General features: G+C 70.9%; 12 protein-coding genes and 1 pseudogene. 9 read left to right on the plus strand and 4 right to left on the minus strand.

The annotated features are described in order from the left end of the window. The first annotated feature begins 146 nt into the window (after positions 1–146). Positions 147–950, plus strand: a complete 804-nt coding sequence (locus tag CFK39_RS09070) for a 3-oxoacyl-ACP reductase (RefSeq protein ID WP_089065189.1) — start codon at positions 147–149, stop codon at positions 948–950. Beyond that, positions 950–2,259: pseudogene (locus CFK39_RS09075) on the plus strand (LLM class flavin-dependent oxidoreductase). Before CFK39_RS09070 ends, CFK39_RS09075 begins: the two are co-directional and overlap by 1 nt. A 57-nt stretch (positions 2,260–2,316) precedes the next feature. On the opposite strand, the gene CFK39_RS09080 reads toward CFK39_RS09075, so the two are convergent. Next, positions 2,317–3,345 (minus strand): Gfo/Idh/MocA family protein, encoded by a 1,029-nt coding sequence (locus tag CFK39_RS09080; RefSeq protein WP_089065190.1) that lies wholly within the window; start codon positions 3,343–3,345, stop codon positions 2,317–2,319. A 599-nt stretch (positions 3,346–3,944) separates the two neighbouring features. On the opposite strand from CFK39_RS09080, the gene CFK39_RS09090 reads away from it, so the two are divergent. Beyond that, complete coding sequence (locus CFK39_RS09090; protein ID WP_245822399.1) at positions 3,945–5,678, plus strand: sodium:solute symporter family protein; 1,734 nt, start codon at positions 3,945–3,947, stop codon at positions 5,676–5,678. Positions 5,679–5,707: 29 nt separating this feature from the next. Then, positions 5,708–5,836, plus strand: a complete 129-nt coding sequence (locus tag CFK39_RS16555) for a putative transporter small subunit (protein WP_089065192.1) — start codon at positions 5,708–5,710, stop codon at positions 5,834–5,836. Between the two features lie 178 nt (positions 5,837–6,014). Here the strand turns inward: CFK39_RS16555 and CFK39_RS09100 are convergent, their stop codons facing one another. Beyond that, complete coding sequence (locus CFK39_RS09100) at positions 6,015–6,950, minus strand: aldo/keto reductase (RefSeq protein WP_089065193.1); 936 nt, start codon at positions 6,948–6,950, stop codon at positions 6,015–6,017. A gap of 150 nt (positions 6,951–7,100) precedes the next feature. Between CFK39_RS09100 and CFK39_RS09105 the strand changes: the two genes are divergently transcribed. The 5 genes from CFK39_RS09105 (at position 7,101) to CFK39_RS09125 (ending at position 12,254) form a co-directional block, all read left to right on the plus strand. Continuing rightward, positions 7,101–8,372, plus strand: a complete 1,272-nt coding sequence (locus CFK39_RS09105) for a multidrug effflux MFS transporter (RefSeq protein ID WP_245822401.1) — start codon at positions 7,101–7,103, stop codon at positions 8,370–8,372. Between the two features lie 101 nt (positions 8,373–8,473). Further along, entirely contained in the window at positions 8,474–8,926 is a 453-nt protein-coding gene (locus CFK39_RS09110; protein ID WP_089065195.1) for a DUF2871 domain-containing protein, read from the plus strand. A 155-nt stretch (positions 8,927–9,081) separates the two neighbouring features. Beyond that, positions 9,082–10,068 carry a class II fructose-bisphosphatase gene (gene glpX, locus CFK39_RS09115; RefSeq protein WP_089065196.1) on the plus strand — a complete coding sequence of 329 codons (987 nt, stop codon included), beginning with the start codon at positions 9,082–9,084 and terminating at the stop codon, positions 10,066–10,068. A 241-nt stretch (positions 10,069–10,309) separates the two neighbouring features. Then, positions 10,310–10,999: an NUDIX hydrolase gene (locus tag CFK39_RS09120; RefSeq protein WP_089065197.1), complete on the plus strand. Its 690-nt coding sequence runs from the start codon at positions 10,310–10,312 to the stop codon at positions 10,997–10,999. An 82-nt stretch (positions 11,000–11,081) separates the two neighbouring features. Further along, on the plus strand, positions 11,082–12,254 hold the full coding sequence (locus CFK39_RS09125; protein ID WP_089065198.1) for an amidohydrolase: 1,173 nt from the start codon (positions 11,082–11,084) through the stop codon (positions 12,252–12,254). A gap of 134 nt (positions 12,255–12,388) precedes the next feature. Here CFK39_RS09125 and CFK39_RS09130 read toward each other — a convergent pair whose 3' ends face one another. Beyond that, positions 12,389–13,096 carry a DsbA family oxidoreductase gene (locus CFK39_RS09130; RefSeq protein WP_089065199.1) on the minus strand — a complete coding sequence of 236 codons (708 nt, stop codon included), beginning with the start codon at positions 13,094–13,096 and terminating at the stop codon, positions 12,389–12,391. 127 nt (positions 13,097–13,223) lie between these two features. Then, on the minus strand, positions 13,224–16,361 hold the full coding sequence (locus tag CFK39_RS09135; protein ID WP_089066362.1) for a YhgE/Pip domain-containing protein: 3,138 nt from the start codon (positions 16,359–16,361) through the stop codon (positions 13,224–13,226). Between the last annotated feature and the right edge of the window lie 80 nt (positions 16,362–16,441).

Genomic DNA, 16,441 nt, shown 5'->3' on the forward strand with positions numbered 1-16,441 from the left:
CGCCTGCCGTCCGCGAGAACGGGATCAGAGCCGACCCCCGTCGTCCCGCTCCTCCACCTGTGGAGCGTTCTCCCGCCCCTGCCCGGATGCCGGTCCTTCCGCCATCCCGGGGGCTCGCATCCCGTCTTCGAAAGGACGAACCACTCATGACCTCCTCTTCCGCTGCGCCCGCGCAGTCCCGGAGCATCCCCGCCCTCGCCGACCAGGTGGTCCTGGTCACCGGAGGCGCCCGCGGCCTCGGCCGCGCGATCACCGAAGCCCTGCTGAGTGAGGGGGCCCGCGTCGTCATCAACCACCTCACCAGCGGCGACGCCGCACGGGAGCTCGCGGCCCGCCATCCCGGCCGAGCGGTCGCGGTGCGCGCCGACGTCAGGGACCGCGGCGAGGTGGAGGCACTGTTCGAGGCGGCGCAGGCCGAGTTCGGCGCGCCCGTCAGCACCGTTGTGAACAATGCGCTCAGCGGCTTCTCGTTCAACGGGGACGCGAGGGCGAAGGCGGACGCGATCGACTACGACGCCTTCTCGGCCCAGTTCGCAAGCGCCGTGCAGGGGGCGCTGAACACGATCCAGGCAGCGCTGCCGGGCTTCGACCGGGCGGGTTCGGGCCGCGTCATCAACGTCGGGACCAACCTCTTCCAGCATCCGGTGGTGCCCTACCACGACTACACCGCGGCCAAGGCGGCGCTGCTGTCGCTGACCCGCACCTTCTCCGCCGATCTCGGCCCGCGCGGCATCACGGTGAACATGGTCAGCGGCGGCCTGCTGCGCACCACCGACGCGAGCTCCGCGACGCCCGAGGCCGTCTTCGACGCGATCGCCGAGAGCACCCCGCTGCAGTCGGTGACCACACCCGCCGAGTTCGCCGATGCCGTGCTGTTCTTCGCCTCGCCGTGGTCGCGGGCGATCACCGGCCAGAACCTGGTCGTCGACGGCGGGCTGGTGAAGGACTGATGGCCGCGACTGCTACCCGCCACGTGCGGCTGAACCTGTTCGCGCACGCGGTCGGCCACCACGGCGCCGCCTGGCGCGCGCCCGGCTCCGCAGTGTCCCGCCTGGGCGACATCACCTACTGGGAAGAGCTCGCCCAGATCGCCGAGCGCGGCCGGCTCGACGCGATCTTCCTCGCAGACGGCCAGTCGATCGCGCCCACCGGCGCCGAGCGCGGGCCCAGCTGGTTCCTGGAACCGATCACGGTGCTCACGGCGATGGCCCGCGCCACCGAACGGATCGGCCTGGTCACCACGGTCTCAAGCACCTTCTGGGATCCGTTCCATGCGGCTCGGCTGCTCGCGAGCCTGGATCACATCTCCCACGGCCGGGCCGGGATCAACGTGGTCACCTCGATGACCGATGCGGAGGCCCGCAACCACAGCATGGCCGCGCTGCCCGCCCACGAGGAGCGGTACGGCACGGCGGAGGAGTTCATCCAGGTCCTCCATGGCCTGTGGGACTCGTGGCCGCGCGAGAGCATCCTTGCCGACCCGAGGGTGTGTACGCCGACTCCTCCCTGCTCCGTCCGCTGGATCACCTTGGTGACTCCTTCGCAGTCGACGGCCCGCTGAATGTGCCGACGCCGCCGCAGGGACGCCCGGTGCTGTTCCAGGCCGGAGCCTCGGAGCCGGGACGCGACCTCGCCGCCCGCTGGGCCGAGGGGATCTACGCGGTGGCCTGGGACCGCGAATCCGCGCACGCCTACCGCACGGACCTCCGTGCCCGCGCCACGGCGCTGGGCCGTGATCCGGACCTGCTCGCGGTGGTGCCGGGACTGGTCACCTACGTCGGCTCGACCGAGGAGGAGGTCCGGCGCATGCAGGCGGACCTCCACTCCCGCCTCCCCGTCGAGGACTCCCTGCGCCAGCTCGCCTTCTTCGTCGGCCAGGACACCTCGGGCTGGGAGCTGGACGCTCCCGTCCCGCCGCTGCCACCGCTGGAGGAGTTCACCGGCCCGAAGGGGCGCTACGCGACGGTGCTGCGGATCATCCGCACCACACGCCCGACGGTGCGTGAGCTGCTGGGCTTCCTCGCCGCCGGCGGTGGCCATGCCACGTTCATCGGCACTCCGGAGTCGGTGGCCGACGAGATCGAGCGCTGGGTCGATGCGGGTGCGGCCGACGGCTTCAACCTCATGCCGCCCACCCTCCCGGGAGGGATCGAGGACTTCGTCGACCAGGTCGTGCCCGTGCTGCAGGAGCGCGGCAGGTTCCGGCGCGAGTACTCCGGGTCCACCCTGCGCGAGCACCTGGGCCTGCCGCAGCCGTAGGCGGGGGCCCGCCGGGGTCGTGAGGTGGTGCGGCTGCGGGAGGGGTGCCCGGCCGGCTCACGCCCCCGGCCCCACCCCGCTGAGCCGGTACGCCTCCTTCAGGATCTCCAGCGAGGCCATCGCCTCGCCGGGCCCGATCCAGAAGGGCTCCGGCTCGTCCAGGCGCTCATAGAAGTCGCGGATCAGCAGCTCGTGGGAGACGCCCCAGTAGGAGCGGCCCCCGGAGGTCACCGAGCGTTCGGCGAGGGTCTCCACCCGGCCGTCGGCCCAGCGGCTCGTGAGCCCGCCGTCGGTGCCGCCGCGCAGCGTCAGATAGGCCCTCTCGCAGTCCAGCTCGAGCTCGACCGGGCGGTGCTGCGGGGCGGTGAGGGTGGCATAGAACGAAGTGGTGATGCCGCCGGGATGGTGCAGCAGCAGTTCGGCGGTGTCCTCGACCTCTATGACGTCTCCGTACTTGCGGGTCGCCACGTGCCCATCGGTGCGCTCCACCCCGCCCAGCAGCCACTGCACCAGGTCCAGGGTGTGGATGGCCTGGTTGATCAGCAGCCCGCCGCCGGAGCCGGCCCAGGTGCCGCGCCAGGGCTTGGCGCGGAAGTAGTCGGCGCTGCGGGTCCAGACCACGGAGGCCCAGGCTCCGCGCACCGCGCCGAGTTCGCCCGTGCCCAGCATCTCGGCCAAGTGCCGGCTGGCCAGGTTGTAGCGGTTCTGGAAGCAGATCCCGACCTTCGGGGCGCCGGGCGAGGTGCTCGCGCTCGCCAGGGCGTCGACCAGGCGGCGGCCCTCCTCGAGGGTGTGCGCGAGCGGCTTCTCCTGCAGCACGTGCACCCCCGCCTCGAGGGCTGTCAGCGAGGGACCGATGTGCTGGTCGTGCGGCGTGGTGACGTGCACGGCGTCCGGGCCGAGGGCGTCGATCAGCTCCCGGGTGCCCGCGAAGCCGGGCACCCCGGTCGCCGCGGCGGCGCGGGATCGCGCCTGTGGGTCGGTGTCTGCCACACCGACGAGCTCCAGGCCCTCGATGTCCCGGATCGCCTCGAAGTGGACGACGGAGACATCCCCGCAGCCGATCAGCCCGATCCGCCTGGTCATCCGTGTCCTCCTGGTTCCCGGCCGCTGCGATACGGCTCTCTCGACGAGCGTCACTGTACGTGGGGCGCGAGCGCAGGTGCCATGCGTTGCCACGTGATGCAACGAGATGGCGGGGCGGGGGAGGAGGTCACCCGGGGGTGCGGGCAGTGGCGCGATTGGGCGACGAGAGCGAGCCGGAGGAGCGAGCGAAGAGACCTGGTCGAGCTGCGACACTCGGAGTGGTGCATGTTCATGCAGGTGTGGCGCAGGTCTACTCGGATTAGGTTTGTCTGACAATCGATTTGCGCGCTCTGACCTGCAATGGTTACCGGGGCGTTACCCGATAGGTGGCTATGTGGCGGGCAGTGTGCGAGTATCTATGCGGCTCCAAGTGCGACAGAGCCGCGGACCGTCCCACGAGGACGAGGAGCCGCGGCCGCAGTCCCGTCCCCGGAGCAGGTGCCAGGCGCCGCCCGGGTCGACGAAGACCGGACTGCATGCCGGGAGCTATTTGCCGGTCGGCCCGCTGCAGGGCCCCGCCCCGAGCTCAGCATGCGCTGTGCGACTCGCGGAGGACCGGACGCTTGTGATCGGTTTGTCCGCGACGAAAGGAAGTAACAGTGCCGCCCGCGCCTTCAGGGGAGATCGTCCAGCTCGGAATCATCGGAGTCGTCCTGCTCCTGCTCCTGTTCTACGGGGGCACGATGTGGATGTCGGTCTCGATCTCCCGCAAGAAGGAGAACGCCGACGACTACATGACCGCCGGCAACAAGATCGGCTTCGGCGTCTCCGCCGCCTCGATGACGGCGACCTGGATCTGGGCGTCCTCGATGTACGCCTCGGTGACCGCCGGGTACACCTACGGCGTCTCCGGCCCCATCCACTACGGGCTCTGGGGTGCGCTGATGATCCTGTTCATCTACCCCTTCGGCAAGCGGATCCGCTCCGTCGCCCCCCGCGCCCACACCCTGGCCGAGGTGATGTACGCCCGCCACGGCCGCTCCTCGCAGCTGATGCTCGCCGGCTCCAACGTGCTCGGCTCGGTCATCTCCCTGACCTCGAACTTCATCGCGGGCGGCGCGATCATCGCGATGCTCTCCCCGCTCAACTTCGGCGCCGGCATCCTGATCATCGCCGGTGGCGTGCTGCTGTACACCCTGTGGTCCGGCTTCCGCGCCTCCGTCCTCACCGACTTCGCGCAGGTCCTGGCGATGCTGGGCGCGGCCGTGATCATCATCCCCGCGGTGTTCTTCCTCGCCGGCGGGCCCTCGATGTTCGCCGAGGGCGTCGCCACCGGCAACGTCACCCCGCAGCAGGAGAGCTTCTTCTCCTCCGACGCGTTCTTCAACCAGGGCGCCCCGTACATCGCCGCGGTGCTCGCCTACGCGATCGGCAACCAGACCATCGCCCAGCGCCTGTTCGCGGTGCGCGAGGACCTCATCAAGCCCACCTTCATCACCGCCACCGTCGGCTACGGCGCGACCGTGATCGGTGTGGGCATGCTCGGCGTGATGGCGCTGTACCTGGGCATCGAGCCCGCCGGCGGCGACATCAACAACCTGATGCCGCAGATGGTGGGCAGCTACCTGCCCGTGGCCCTGGTGGCGCTCGCGTTCATCATGATCATCGGCTCGCTGTCCTCGACGGCGGACTCCGACCTCTCCGCGCTGAGCTCGATCGTCATGACCGACATCTACGGCCAGTCCGTGGGGCGCAAGAACGTCAACCCCAAGCTGATGGTGCTGATCGGCCGGATCACGATGATCGTGGCCACCGGGCTCGCCCTGTACTTCGCCACCGCGAAGTTCAACATCTTGGACCTGCTGGTGTTCGTCGGCGCGCTGTGGGGCTGCCTGGTGTTCCCGGTCATCGCCTCCTTCTACTGGAAGAAGGTCACGAACCTGGCGTTCTCCCTCTCCGTGGTCGCCGCCCTGGTCGTCTTCCTGCCGGTGCGCTTCCAGCTGATCCCGCTGACCGGCGTCTGGGCACTGGTGGTCGAGCTGCTCGCCATCATCGGCGTCGGCGTGGTGCTCGGCATCATGGCCTTCGGCTTCTTCGGGCTGCGTCCGGCCGTGATCGTCGGCATCGTCGCGACCGTCGCCGTGCTGCCCTTCGGCTTCGGCTTCCTGCGTGACTACGAGACCCTCTCCGGCTCGCTGGTCGCCTACGCGGTCTCGTTCCTGGTCTGCTACCTGCTGAGCTTCCGCTCGAAGCAGGACTTCGACTTCTCGGTGATCCGCAAGGTCACCGGTGACTTCGATGAGGAGACCCCCACGGCCGAGGAGACCGGCGCTGTGGAGGCGAGCGGTGAGGATGACGACCGCGCCTCTGTCGCCCCCGGCTCCGACCACTGATCCACTGACCTCCTGAGAGGAGACGCTCCATGACCGCTCTGCTGACCGCCTACGTGCTGATGTGGCCCGTGATCGTGTTCGGGGTGCTGTTCACGATCGTCCGAGGCTTCGCCAAGGACATCAAGAAGTCCCGCGACGAGGGCCTCCCGATCATCTGATCCGGCCCGCCCGCCGGCCTCCCCGCCGGTCGGAAGCTCCGAACGGACCCTCCCCGGGTCCCGACGCCATGCGTCGGGCCCCGGGGAGCTCTGCATCCCGCCGCCGGGAAAGCTCCGCATCGATGCGGCGCGGGCCCGCCCGGCCCGCTGTGCGGGACGCCCGGCCGGGCCCGAGGGCTCAGGGCACGATCCACCCGGCGGCCCGGAACAGCTCGTACCACTCCGCGCGCGTCAGCGGCACCTCGGAGCCGGCCGCGGAGTCGCTGACCCGCTGCGGGGTGGTGGTGCCGAGGACCACCTGCAGCTGGGCGGGATGGCGGGTGATCCACGCGGTCGCGATCCCCTCCGGCGTGACGTCGTACTTCGCGGCCAGGCGGTCGATCACCGCGTTCAGCTCGGTGAACTCGGGATGGCCCAGGAACACGCCGTCGAAGAACCTCGCCTGGAACGGGGACCAGGCCTGGACGGTGATGTCGTGCAGCCGGCAGAAGTCGAGGATCCCGCCGCCGTCGCGGACGATCGCCTGATCGGTGCCCTGCATATTGGCGCTCACGCCCTGGGCGATGAACGTCGAGTGCGTGATCGACAGCTGCAGCTGGTTCGCCACGATCGGCTGATCCGGATGCTTCTGCAGCAGCTCGATCTGGCGCGGGGTGTGGTTGGAGACCCCGAAGTGCTTCACCTTCCCGGCCGCCTGCAGCTCGTCGAAGGCGCGCGCCACCTCCGCGGGCTCCACCAGGGCATCGGGGCGATGCAGCAGCAGGATGTCGAGGTAGTCGGTGCCCAGCGCACGCAGTGACCCCTCCACCGAGCGGATCAGGTGCTCGTAGGAGTAGTCGTAGTACGGCCCGTCGGTGACGATCCCCGCCTTGGACTGGATGGTGACCTGCTCCCGCTCGGAGGAGGTCAGCTGCATCGCCTCGGCGAAGCGCTCCTCGCAGCGGTGGGTGGTGCCGCCGTAGATGTCGGCGTGGTCGAAGAAATCGATGCCCGCGTCGCGTGCGGCGCGGACCAGGGTGCGGATCTCCTCGTCGGACTTCTCCTCGATGCGCATCAGCCCGAGCACCACGTTCGGCGCGGTGATCTGCGTGTGCGGCATGGTGAACTGCTTCATGATGACCTCGGATCTCTCGGAGGGGCGGGTCCCGGGCCGAGGGGCACGGACCGCGGTCGCCGCACCGAGGGGTGCGACGCTCACCGACGAGCCTATGCCGAGGCAGGACGGCGCGTGACGAGGGCATGGCGCCTGCCTACAGTGGACCAGGTGACCTCCTGCCCGCCCAGCTCCCCGCCCGCGACACCCTCGGAGCGCCCGCGACGGGCCGGTCCGCGCCTCACCCTGACGATCGCCTCCCTGGCGATGATCGGGCCGTTCTCGATCGACTCGATCTTCCCGGCCTTCACCCGCATCGGGGCCGAGTTCGGGGCCGACGAGGCGGCTCTGCAGCAGCTGGTCTCCAGCTATCTCGCGGCCTTCGCCGTGATGTCGATCTTCCACGGACCGCTCTCGGACGCCCTGGGTCGCAAGCGGGTGATGGTCGGCGGCCTGGTCATCTACCTGCTCGGCATGTTCGGCAGCATCCTCGCGCCGAGCCTGGGCTCACTGGTGCTGCTGCGGGTGCTGCAGGGGATGAGCGCGGGGGCCGCCACCATCATCTCGCGGGTGGTGATCCGCGACCTGTTCGACGGGCCCGAGGCGCAGCGGCTGATGGCGCGGGTGATGATGATCTTCGCCGTCGCCCCGGCGATCGCCCCGATCATCGGCGGCTGGCTGCTGCTGTTGGGGGACTGGCGCTGGGCGTTCGCGGGGGTGGGCATCTACGGCACGGTGGTGCTGGCGCTGACCCTGACGTTGCCGGAGACCCTGCCTGCCGCGGACCGCACCCCGCTGCGGGTCCGCTCGCTGCTGGGGTCCCTGGTGCAGGTGGGGCGGTCCCCGGTGATGCTGCGGATCGCCTCGGCCACCGCCTTCGGCTTCGCCGCCCAGTTCCTGTTCATCGCCGGCGCCTCGCTCTTCGTGGTGCAGCTGCTGGGGCTGGGGGAGCAGGACTTCTGGGTGCTGTTCGTGCCGCTGATCGCCGGGCTGATGAGCGGGTCCTGGGTGGTGGGCCGGGTCGCGGAGAAGATGCTGCGCAGCCGGTTGATCACCATCGGATTCATCGGCATCGTCGTCTCGACGGCGGTGAACCTGCTGCTGGTCTCGTTCCTGGCGGGCCCGCCCGGGGAGCTGTCCCTCGCCCTGCTCCCGGCGATGATCGGGCCGGCACTCATCGCCTTCACGGTCGCACTGGTGTTCGCCCCCATCCAGCTCGAGGTGCTGGATCTGTTCCCGCATCAGCGCGGAGCCGCGGCCTCGTTGGGCACCTTCTTCTCCCTGGTGCTGAACGCTCTGCTGGCCGGGCTGATCGCACCGCTGGTCAGCAGCTCGCTGGTGAGCTTCGCGCTCACCGCGCTGTGCTTCGGCCTGGCGGGACTGGGGTTCTGGATGTGGCACCTGCGCAGCCGGGCCCGGGTCCTCCGCGAGGCCGCCGCCTAGCGATACCGGCAGCCATCGAGCGCGGATCACGCCGGACGGACGAACGCGGATCAACCTTTCGAAGGATCACACGGGCCGAGCGATTTTCTACCGTTGAAGACATGAAACGACTGCTCAACACCGCCCTCGCCTACATGATCCTCGGCCTCATCTCGGGCCTGTTCTACCGTGAGTACGCCAAGGCCACCGACACCGTCGGCGTCGACTCCCAGCTCAGCACCTTGCACACGCACTTCCTTGCGCTGGGGATGCTGGTGTTCCTCATCGTCCTCGCCCTGGATGCGGTCTTCTCCCTCAGCGGGCGCCGCTCCTTCAGCGTCTTCTATTGGACGTACAACATCGGGCTGCTGGTCACCGTGGTGATGCAGGCCGTGCGCGGCTTCCTCACCCTGGACGGGCAGGACCCCACCAGCACCTCGGCCGCGATCCCCGGCATCGCGGGACTGGGGCACATCATCCTCACCGTCGGCCTGGTCGCCCTGTTCGTCGCGCTGCGCGCAGCGGTCGCCGAGCGCAGCCGCGGAGACAGCGAGCGGAGCTCGGTGACCGCCTGACCCCGTGGATCCGCAGTCCCGCCCTTCATCCTCCGCGGCGGGGCGAGGTCGGGGCCGGGTACAGTCCGAGGTGTACGTCAGGCAACGATCGGCCTGTCGATTCGGCAGGTCCCGGTCCGCGACTCCATCCATGTCCACGCACCGAGGGAGCCCCTATGACCACCCCTGCCAACACCGCCCCCGACCGCAACCTCGCTCTCGAGCTGGTCCGCGTCACCGAGGCCGCCGCCATCGCCGGCGGCCGCTGGGTGGGCGCCGGAGACAAGAACCGGGCCGACGGCGCCGCGGTCGACGCGATGCGCTCCTTCATGGACACGGTCCGCATGGACGGCACCGTCGTGATCGGCGAGGGCGAGAAGGACGAGGCCCCGATGCTGTTCAACGGCGAGTCCGTGGGCGACGGCACCGGCCCCGACGTCGATGTCGCGGTGGACCCGATCGACGGCACCCGCCTCACCGCGCTGGGATACAACAATGCGCTGGCCGTCTTCGCGGTCGCGGAGAAGGGGAGCATGTACGACCCCTCCGCCGTGTTCTACATGGAGAAGATGGTGGTGGGCCCCGAGGCGGCTGAGTACGTCGACCTGCGCCTCCCGGTGGAGCAGAACATCAAGCTGGTGGCCAAGGCACTGGGCAAGCCGGTCAACCAGGTCACGGTGTGCGTGCTCGAGCGGCCGCGCCACGAGCCCTTGGTCCAGGAGATCCGGGCGGCCGGGGCCCGGGTGAAGTTCATCATGGACGGTGATGTGGCCGGAGCGATCGCCGCGGCGCGCGGCGCCGGCGTCGACATGCTGCTGGGCACCGGCGGCACCCCGGAGGGCATCATCGCCGCCTGCGCGGTCAAGGCCACCGGCGGCATGATCCAGGGCCGGCTCGCCCCGACCGACGACGCGGAGAAGCAGAAGGCCCTGGACGCCGGGCACGACCTGGATCGCGTGCTGCGCACCGACGACCTCGTGACCTCCGACAACTGCTACTTCGCCGCCACCGGCATCACCGACGGGGACCTGCTGAAGGGGGTGCGCTACCAGCATCACCGCATCTTCACAGAGTCCATCGTCATGCGCTCGACCTCCGGGACCGTGCGCATCGTCGAGGCCGAGCACCGCCCCGAGAAGTGGGGCCGCTGGCTCGAGGACTGAGCGACGTGCTGCGAGCTTGCGAGCGGTAGGAGCTCGGTGGGTCGGGCGGAGCCTGAGCGACGTGCTGCGAGCTTGCGAGCGGTAGGAGCTCGGTGGGTCGGGCGGAGCCTGAGCGACGTGCTGCGAGCTTGCGAGCGGTAGGAGCTCGGTGGGTCGGGCGGAGCCTGAGCGAGGGAGGGTTTCCTGTGAGTCGCCTTGCAGATGGAGTCACGATGACGAGAACTGTGCCTACTCTGGACACATGGCCACCTCCTCATCAGAGATCCACGTCGCTGTCGACCTCACCGTCCTGACCCTCCGGGACGGTGCGCTGAACGTGCTGCTGATCCAGCGCGAGGATGAGCCTCACCGCGGTGCCTGGGCCCTGCCCGGCGGTTTCGTCCAGCTCGGTGAGGATCTCGACGGGGCCGCCTATCGGGTGCTCTCCGACGAGGCCTCGCTGGGCAGCGGCGCCGTCCACCTCGAGCAGGTGCGCACCTTCGGCACCCCCGGCCGTGACCCGCGCGGCCATGTGGTCTCGGTGGCGTTCATGGCGCTCGGTGCTGATCTGCCCGACCCGCGCCGCGGCGAGGACGTGGCCGATGCCCGCTGGTGGTCGCTCGAGGAGCTCGCCGAGGTGAAGCTCGCCTTCGATCACGCCACCGTGCTGGAATGCGCCGTCGAACGGGCCCGCAGCAAGCTCGAGTACACCACCCTCGCCGCGACCTTCCTGCCCGAGACGTTCACCATCTCGCAGCTGCGCGGGGTCTACGAGAGCGTGTGGGGCGCCACCCTGGACGCGGGCAACTTCCATCGCAAGGCCACGCGCACCGAAGGGTTCCTGCAGGAGCTGGACCAGTATGCCGCCCCCACCGGTGGTCGCCCCGCGCGGCTGTACCGGGCCGCCGGCGGCACCTCGCTGATGCCTCCGCTGCTGCGCGCCGGCGACTGAACGGACCCGCGCCCGCCGCCGCGCACTCGCGGCTGGGCAGGGGCGGGAGCAGCGCCGTCGGGCACCGTGGCAGGATCATGCCGTGACCGATGATGCCGCCCTCCTCGCCGCCTACGCCGTCCACCGCGAGGCGGTGCATGCCCTGGCCCGCGCGATCCACGCCGACCCCGAGACCGCCTTCCAGGAGCACCGCGCCCACGATCGCTGCGCCGACCTGCTGGAGAGCGCCGGCTTCGCGCTCGAGCGCGGCATCGCCGAACTGCCCACCGCCTTCCGCGCCACCCTCGGCACCGGCTCCCTGGTCGCCTCGCTGTGCGTCGAGTACGACGCCCTGCCCGGCATCGGCCACGGCTGCGGGCACAACCTGATCGCCGGCGCCTCGCTCGGCGCGGCCCTCGCGCTCGCCGAGCAGCTCGCCGACCTCGACGTGACGCTGCAGGTCATCGGCACCCCCGGGGAGGAGCACGGCGCCGGCAAGCAGCTGTTGCTGGACCGCGGCGTCTTCGACGGCGTGCACCTGTCGCTGATGAGCCACCCCTCCCCGCACACCGATACCTACGACGTGCTCGGCTCCACCAGCCAGGCCGTCGGCCGCTGGCGCGCCACCTTCACCGGCCGCGGCGCCCACGCCGCCGCGAATCCGGCCGACGGGATCAACGCCAACGATGCCGCCGTGATCGCCCAGGTGGCCGCCGGGCTGCTGCGCCAGCGGCTCCGGGACGGCCAGCGCCTCGCGCTGGTGCCCCAGCAGTCCGGGGTCACCAACATCGTCCCCGAGACGGCGGTGATCGACTTCGAGTGCCGCGCCCTGACCATGGCGGAGTTCGACGAGCTGCGCCGGCAGCTGATCGCCTGCTTCGAGGGCGCGGCGCTCGCCACCGGAACCGCCCTCGAGATCACCAGCAGCGAGCCCGTCTACGAGCCGCTGCTCCAGGACGAGGTGCTCGGCGCCGCCTGGAATGCGGCGATGCGGCGGCGCGGCCGGCCGCTGAACGGCTCGCTCGGCATCACCTCGGCCTCGACCGATATGGGCAACGTGTCCCAGCGGGTGCCCTCGCTGCACCCCTTCGTCGGCATCACCGGTGCTGGCGGCGCCCTGCATACCCGGGAGTTCGCCGCGCACGCCGACTCCGCGGAGGGCTACCGCCTGATGGACGACGCCGCGATCGCAATGGCCGGCGTGATCCGGGACGTCGCCTCCGCGGGGGACACCCGGGCCGCGCTCATCGCCCGGGCGCAGCAGCTGGCCCGCTGACCAGTCCTCGGCGCGGCCGAGCCCGGTAGCGCCGCGCAGGTGCAGCCGGGATCGCTGTCACCGGCCCCAGCAGCGGGCCCGTCATGCGCTGGAGGCTCGTCCAGCGACGGTTCGCTCCGGGCCTGCGCCGGCGCTCATGCCTGTGCCCGCTCGCCCTGCGCCTCGTCGGCGATCTGGCGCAGCGCCTGACGGAACGCCTCCGTCGGCAGCGCGCCGGGCGCCGTGTACGTGTCGTTGAACAGGAAGAACGGCACGCCTCGCGCCCCCAGGGAGGTGGCATCGCGCACCTCGGCCTCGACCTTCTCGTCGTGTGTCTGCCCCGCGTGGGCGGACCGAGCGACCTGCTCGTCCAGGCCGGCCTCGATCGCACGGGCGACCACTGCCTCGACCTCGAAGGGGTTCGCGGTGCCGGTGAAGTAGCCACGCTGGAGCTCCATGAAGAAGGCGGTGGCGACGTCGATCCCGCGGGCTTCGCCGAGCGCCTGCATCACCCGATGCAGGGCACGAGTGTTCGCCACCGGGCGTTCGGTGACGTACTCGCGGCCCGTCTCCCGCACCGTTTCCTGGATCTTCGCCTCCATCTCCCGCACCTCAGCCTCGGGCATCCCCTGGGCCTCGACCATATGCGCGACGTTGTCCTTGTCGGAGTGGAGCGGGGAGGTGGGAGCGAGCTCGAAGGAGTGGGCGCGGAGGCGGACCTGGCCGCCGAGGCCCTCCGCCTCGATCGCGTCGTGCAGCCGGGACTCGCCGATGTAGCACCAGGGGCACACCACGTCCGTCCACACGTCGACGGTGATCAACGGCGTCGTCGAGTCGGCCTGGGGATCGGGGGTCTGGTTCATCGTGCTCCTCCGTGCTGGACCGCTACCGGCGGCACTGCTGTGGGTTCCTTGAAGACTGTACTGCGCCTGGATCTCGGTGGGACAGACCGTCTGGCCCACGGCGCAGTGGCTCCGGCACCGGATCGGATCAGGCCGGCACGGCCTCGTCTCCCAGCGGTCCGGCGGCCATGGCCCGGCGATGCGCGGACAGGGCGCCGGCCAGGCCGAGCGCGAGACCGAGCACGAGCCAGCCGAGCAGCCAGGTCAGGTCGCCGGAGGGGTCGATCCAACCGCCGCCGATCGCGCCGCGGAAGGCGTCCACGGCGTGGGTCATCGGCAGGTACGGATGGATCACCTGGAAGAACCGCGGCAGGGTCGAGACCGGGTAGGTGCCGCCGGCACCGGAGATCTGCAGGGCGATCAGCACCAGCGCGACGAACTTCCCCACCGGCCCGAACAGGGCTCCGAAGCCGTGGTTCAGGGCCACGAACACCATCGAGGTCAGGGCGGCGAGCCCCATCATCAGCGGCAGGTCGTCCATCGTCACGCCCACCAGCCAGTGCAGAGCGCCCACCGCGATGACCGTCTGGACCAGGCCCAGCAGCAGGGCGGGCGCCAGACCGCCGGCCAGCAGGCCGACGGGTCCCGCGCCGGCCGCGGCGGCCCGGGAGGAGAACGGCGGCATCATCAGGAAGATCGCCATGCCGCCCACCCACAGGCTGATGGCGAGGAACAGCGGGGCCAGGCCCTCCCCGAAGCGGCCCAGATCGTGGGCGCGCTCGAAGCTCATCTGCACCGGCTCCGCGGCGGTCTCCGAGAGCGCATCGCTCTCGTCATCGCTGTAGGCCGGCACATCGTCCTGCGACTCCGCGAGCCCGTCATGCAGCTCCTGGGAGCCGTCGGCGAGCTCGCCCGCCCCGTCATCGAGCGCGACCGCACCCTCGGCCAGCTGGTTCGCGCCGTCGTCGACCCGCCGCGCGCCGTCCTCCAGCTGCGTGGCGCCGTCCTCGAGCTGTCCGGCCCCGTCGGCGAGCCGGCGCGCACCGGCATCGGCCTCCGCGGTCCCCTCGGCCAGCTGCTGGGAGCCGTCGACGAGCTGACCGGTGCCGTTGGACAGTTCCTCGGCGCCGTCCCGGGCGGTGCCCACCCCGTCCGTATAGCGGGTGACGCCGTCGGAGAGGGTCTGCGCCCCCTCGCTCGCGGTGCCGCTCGCATCGGCGAGCTCGGAGGCGCCCGAGGACACCCGCTGGGCACCGGAGTTCAGGCGATGGATGTCCTGCGCGCCCTGCTCGAGGGTCGAGTAGGCCTCGGGGAGGGCCTCCGCCGCGGTGCGGGCCTGCTCGGCCAGGTCCGCGGCGAGATCTGAGGCGCTGGTGCCCGGCTCGGGGGAGGGAGCATCCGTGACGGCGTCGTCGCGCAGGGTGGTGAGGTCCTGCTCGAGGGTCGAGGCGCTCTCGGCGAGGTCACCGGTGCTCTCGGCGAGCGAGGAGGTCCGCTCGGCGAGGCCCGAGGTGGTCTCGGAGAGCCCCTCGAGGTAGGGGACCATCGACTCGGCGGACTCGGTCATGCCCGCGGCGGTATCGGCGATGTCGGTGGATTGCTCGGCCGCGGTGCCCGTGGCCTCCTGGGTCGCGTCCGCATCGGTGGAGGCCTGCTCGGCGTCGCCGCGCACCTGGGAGGAGGTGCTCGAGGTGGTCGCGAGCTCCTCGCAGAAGGAGGCTTCGGCGCCGGAGTCCTCGCAGCGCGCAGCGAGGTCATCGACCTGCTCGGTGTATCCGCGCACCCCTTCCTCGCTGGTGGTGGCGCTCCCGGAGGCGGTGGTGGCGGCCTGGTCCGCGGTCTGGACGTCCTCGTCCAGCTCGGTGGCGTCCTCGCCGATCGTGGAGGCGCCGTCCCGCAGGCGGCGCGCGTCCTCGGTGCGGTCGGTGGTGTCCTGGGCGAGATCCTGTGCGGCCTCGTCCACCCCGCTGACGGTCTCGTCGAGGGTCGTGGTGGTCTCGGAGACGGTGCCGGCGACGGCCACCGGGTCGGCGAGCTGACCCGGCAGGTCCGCGGCGACGCCCTCGAGCGTGTCGATCGCGGTGATCAGGTCCTCGCTGACGCGCTGGACGCCCTCGGAGCTCACCCCGAGGTCGTCGGCGCGCTGCTGCGCGGCGGTGACCGTCTCGTCGAGCTGCTGGGTGCCCTCGGCGACCTGCCCGGCACCGTCGGCCAGGGTGCCCGCCCCGGTGGCGAGCTCCGAGGTGCCGCTGGCGAGCCGGTCGGCACCGCTGCGCAGCGGGCGCCCGTTCTCGTCGAGGGTCACCAGACCCGTGCTGAGCTCCTGGGCGCCGGCATCGAGCCTCGCCGTGCCGTCCCGCAGGGTGACCGCCCCGCTGCTGAGCTGGTCCAGGCCCACCACCAGGTCGAGGCTGCCGGAGTGCAGGGTGGACGCGCCCTCGGCCAGCTCCGCGCTGCCCTTCGTCAGCTGGCCCGTGCCGTCGGTCAGCTCGGCGCTGCCGTCGACCAGATCGCCGGTGCCGTCGTGCAGCGTGGTGGCGCCGTCCGAGAGCTCGCCGGCGCCGTCGACGGCGTCGCCGATGCCGTCGTGGATGGTCGTGAAGCCCACGTAGATCTGGTCCAGGTACTGCTCCAGCACGCTCGCGCGCAGCGAATCCGTCAGCGCCGTCCCCACGGACTTGGTGAAGTTGCCGCCCACGTAGTTGACCGAGTCGTTGGTGGTCACGGTGAGCAGGGCGGGTGCGACCTCCTCGACGTCCCCGCCGAGGGAGGCGACGTTCCCGGAGAAGTCCGACGGGATCTCGACGGTCGCGCCATAGGTGCCGTCGGCGAGTCCGCGCTCGGCCTCGCCCGGGGAGACCTCCACGAAGTGGTAGGCCGAGTCCTTGTCCAGGTCCAGCAGCGTGTCGGTGAACTCGGCGCCGACGTCCAGGGTGGTCTCCTCGCCGTCCGGGGAGGTGGCGATGGCGCCCTCGTCCTCATTCACCACGGCGGCGGTGACCTGGTCGAGGTTGTTGCTCGGGTCGAGGAACGACCAGGTCATGTTGCCGGAGTAGATCAGCGGGACTAGGGCGAGGCCGGTCACGAACAGTGCCGCGATCGGCTTCTTCCACTCCCCGGGCAGCAGCGCGAGCGAACCGCGGCCGACGGCGGAGAGCCCGCGGCCCGTTGCTCCGAGGGCGCGGGAGAGCGCGCCGGCTACGGCACGGGCGGCCGACGCGGCCGCATCGCGAGCCGTCCCGAGCAGGGTGGTGAGGGCGGTGAGGAGTGCACGAAGTGAGGACATCACGCGGGACACGATACATCCGTGTATCGAGACTTGTTACTGAATGGTAATAAGTGTGGTGCGGCAGACGTGCAAGGCAG

The organism is Brachybacterium avium (assembly GCF_002216795.1).
Lineage (GTDB): Bacteria > Actinomycetota > Actinomycetes > Actinomycetales > Dermabacteraceae > Brachybacterium > Brachybacterium avium.